2 protein-coding genes are annotated in these 3,987 nt (G+C 37.9%); both read right to left on the bottom strand.

Annotated elements, in window-relative coordinates:
* On the bottom strand, window positions 1-2,030 hold a 2,030-nt coding region (locus DNG35_RS12090; protein ID WP_146228887.1), incomplete at its 3' end, for a hypothetical protein.
* Window positions 2,031-2,205: 175 nt separating this feature from the next.
* On the bottom strand, window positions 2,206-3,987 hold a 1,782-nt coding region (locus tag DNG35_RS12085), incomplete at its 5' end, for an OmpA family protein (RefSeq protein ID WP_111129541.1).

Here is a 3,987-nt window from a genome sequence, read left to right as displayed (position 1 = left end):
TCACAGAAAACAAAACCTAAAGGACAGTCTGCTACTGGGCAGAACTTGAAACCGTTACTCTGGGCTTGTACGTAATACTCATAAGGCTGCGGAGGAACAGCACAGTTCATGGTATACTCTATCTCGCCTTCTACAGTAAACTGACCATAAGGAAAAGGAATATCACTTTGGTTGATGGTTATACAGAACTCTCCCGGACTTGGCTGGGTAAAGTTTGGTGGTGAATACACTATGTTTCCATTAGGACCTATAATGTTTACTTCTATATCTGTAATAGGTGCATCTCCGCCAGCATTATTTCCAATAGGCGCATCAAAGGTACCACAAATCTCGATAGGGAAACTTGTGTTGATTACAGGTAAAGCAGGAGCACAATTAGGATCTACGGGCTCTTGAAACAAAGAACACGCTTCGTAAGATGCTCCCGCCTGATCGATCGGATCGATCGCCATATATCCAAATGCAGAGTCTTGGCATATGTTTGGTCCGTCATCACCCACATAAAATCTATCTATATAGGCAACCCCGGTATGACCTCCTAAGTCACAATCTGTAATGGTTATCTCTATGGTAGCTGCTTGGCCTTGTAACTCTATGGTGTTTATTTTCACACAAGACCATTCTGAATATAACCAGTTACCACCTGTATTTGGCACTTCATTAAAAATACAATCTATCGGGTTAGAAACAATACAACGCTGTTGCACCATATTACCTGACGCATCCAACAACTTCATTGTTAGTGAAGGTTGATCTTGGAAACTATGGTTAGGATCTTCAAATAAAATTAAAAAATCAAAAGTCATCACCTCTCCTGCAATAAACTCTTTTACTAAAGTACCGCCTGTTTTACTAGGTGAATAATCATTTATTCTAATACCACCACTACTTCCTCCCAGAGGGCTTGTTTGCGGCATCACCACACCTTCATTCGCTAAGAAAGCAATATTTGAACCTGGATTAGTATGTGCAAACCTAGTAGTTGGATCGTCATTTAAACCTACAGAGGAAGCAGGGTATGCATTCGCTGCTGTTGTGTAGTCTATACCAAAATTACAAGAAGAAATTGTACCGTAATTTTCTGAGTGAAAAGCTAAATTTTCATCTATACAAGCACACTCATTTTCAACAAAATTTATTTGTTGAATAGCACTTTCGCAACCTGCTATTTCTTGTGACACATAGTAAATATCTCCACTATTTAACAAAACCGAGTTTGGGTTTGCTACTGGCATTGTTCCAGCTGCATCACTGTACCAAGTAATACCTGATCCACTAATATCTACATCACCTAACGTATCTCCAGGGTTTGGAAAGCCAGCAGCTTGCCATGTCGCTCCTGTACAAAATCTTTGTAAAGGGTCTAAACTAGGAGGTGGTGTTGCATATTCAATAACTACCGGAAAAACCTGTGTGCACCCAGTAATCCCTAAATCTACATAATAAGTTTGGTCACCTTGTATTTGGGTAGTGCCAGCTATGGGTATAGTACCCGCAGCATCGCTATACCAGTTTAAATTGCCCGCTGTATTGTAATTTAATAAAGGAATATTATTTAATGTCGTCGTGTCACCTGTGCAATAATCATCATAAGTAAAACCACCCGTTACGATACGTATTTGCCCATTTGCCGGTGTACAACCCGCACTCGCTGGCATGGTATAGTTATAAGTATAGGTGGTATTGGCTTGAGCTCCTGCCTGTGGCCAAGGGTTTACTGTTTGTGGCGAACTATGCGGACTACCATTAAAATACACCGCTGTGGTAAAGCTATTCGTAGGAGCCGTCAAAGCATTGGCTTGTGCGGGAGTAATGTATAAAAACGTTCTTGGATTTTGCCACGTCACTCCTTGAATTGGTAAGCTTGCAGAATCCAAAATCTCTATCATCACATCTGCTGTAGGACTCACGATATAGACATTATTGGTTGGGTCTGCACACAGAACATTGGTCACATTTTCTTCACATTGAGCGAAGGAAGACCATATACTACCAATAAAAAGCAATAATAACAGGGTATAATTTTTCATATTTAGGTATTTTATCTTAGTAGGTTTATTATATAACAATCTTAACTGCTTTTCTCCTACCTTTAAACTCAACTTTTTTTAAGTTTCGAAAAATACTAAAAATATCTTAAACCTCTAAATTAAAAAAGGCTTAAAGAAAATTCTTTAAGCCTTTAGAAAGAGATGTTTTGGTTGATTACCTCTTTACAATTTTAAATTCTGAACGACGGTTCGTCTGATGTTCTTCTTCTGTACAGTTAGAACCACACTTGATTTTTGGATCATTTTCTCCAAAACCTTGACCAGAAATTCTGCTTTCATCAATACCTTTAGAAATAACGTATTGAACTGTACTTTGCGCTCTACGTTCTGATAAATCTAAGTTGTACGTATCAGAGCCTCTATTATCTGTATGTGATCTTACAAAGATGACCATATTTTCATGCTTTTTCATTACAGCCACCAAACGATCTAACTCCATGGCTCCTTCTGGTGTAATAGTTGCTTTATCAAACTCAAACAGAATTGGATTCAGGATTACTTCTTCTTTTGTAATCATTCTTTCAATAGGGTCTAACTCTACCACAACAGTCAATTCTTCTCCAGCATCTTCTTCTACACTAGCAGAACCACTTTCGTATTCTTCTGCATTAACTTGTAACTCATACTTCTTTTTTCCTGGAAGGTTAAAATCGGTCAGACCGCTCGCATTGGTTTGTTTTCCTGCCAATTTCATTCCAGCATCGTTATACACATCTACATCTGCATTTGCAATTAGAGCTCCGTTTTCTGAATTGATCACTTTTACAATTAAATGTAATTCTGGTTCTACTTCCCCTACTCTATATATCTCATCATTCGCTACTAAAACATCCTTACTTCCTCTATTAGAGCTCACATAACCCATCTTTGCAGTTCTGTCGTAAGAAAAAGCAAAATCATCTGCTGTGCTGTTAATAGGCTGCCCCATATTCGTTACGTCTGCCAATGAGGTTTTACCTTCATCGATTGCAAAAATATCTAAACCACCCAAACCTAAGTGACCATCACTTGAGAAATATAAGGTTCCTTCTTGGTCTATAAATGGAAAACTTTCTTTACCTGGAGTATTGATATCACCTCCTAAGTTGACTGGCTCACTAAAAGTACCATCAGCATTTACCGTTACTTTATATAAATCTGACATCCCAAAACCACCTGGCATATCACTCGAAAAGTAAAGTGTATTTCCATCTGGGCTTAAAGCTGGGTGACCTGTAGAGTATTCTGAATTATTGAAAGGTACTTCCTGCACATCATCCCAAACACCTTCTACTAGTTTTGCCGTGTAAAGTTTTAATTGACCAATACCATTTGAGCTTTTTTCATAATCGCCATCAGTATAATCGTTTCTGGTAAAATACATCGTATTTCCATCAGGAGATATTGCTATAGTACCTTCGTGATATTTAGTATTTACTTCGCCTGGTAACAATGTTGCTTTACTAAAATCGTCAGCTACTTTATCAGCAACATAGATATCTAAAGTTGGTTGCTTATTCCAGCCATAATTTTTTCTAGCCTCATTTCTTGCTGACACGAAATACACCTTCTCATCTTTTTCATATACCCCAAAATCTGAATTACCAGTATTTAAGTTTCCGGCAACAGTCGTTGTATATTTTGTCTCTGTATTTAATAATCCGTCTAAATAATTTGGGTTATTTCTATACTCTCTTGCTCTTACATCTTGTGGATATTTATTAGCAAAAGCATCCATAGCTTGGTTACTTTGATCGTATTTTTGGTTTGCTTTTAGCATTTCGGCATAACGTACATGAGCTTCCGCTGTCGCCGTATCTACTTCTGCGATATACATCCCATAATACTTCTCAGCATTTTGGCTATTGTAAATATTATAGTAAGCTTCTGCTAAACGCATGTGCACATAAGCATCATCTTTTCCTTTTGACACTAGCTTTTCATAGTCTTCTATAGC

Source organism: Mesonia sp. K7, assembly GCF_003233725.1.
In the GTDB taxonomy this organism is placed as follows: Bacteria; Bacteroidota; Bacteroidia; order Flavobacteriales; family Flavobacteriaceae; genus Mesonia.
Note: the sequence above shows the minus strand (reverse complement) of the source record. Positions and strands in the feature narration are given on the sequence as shown.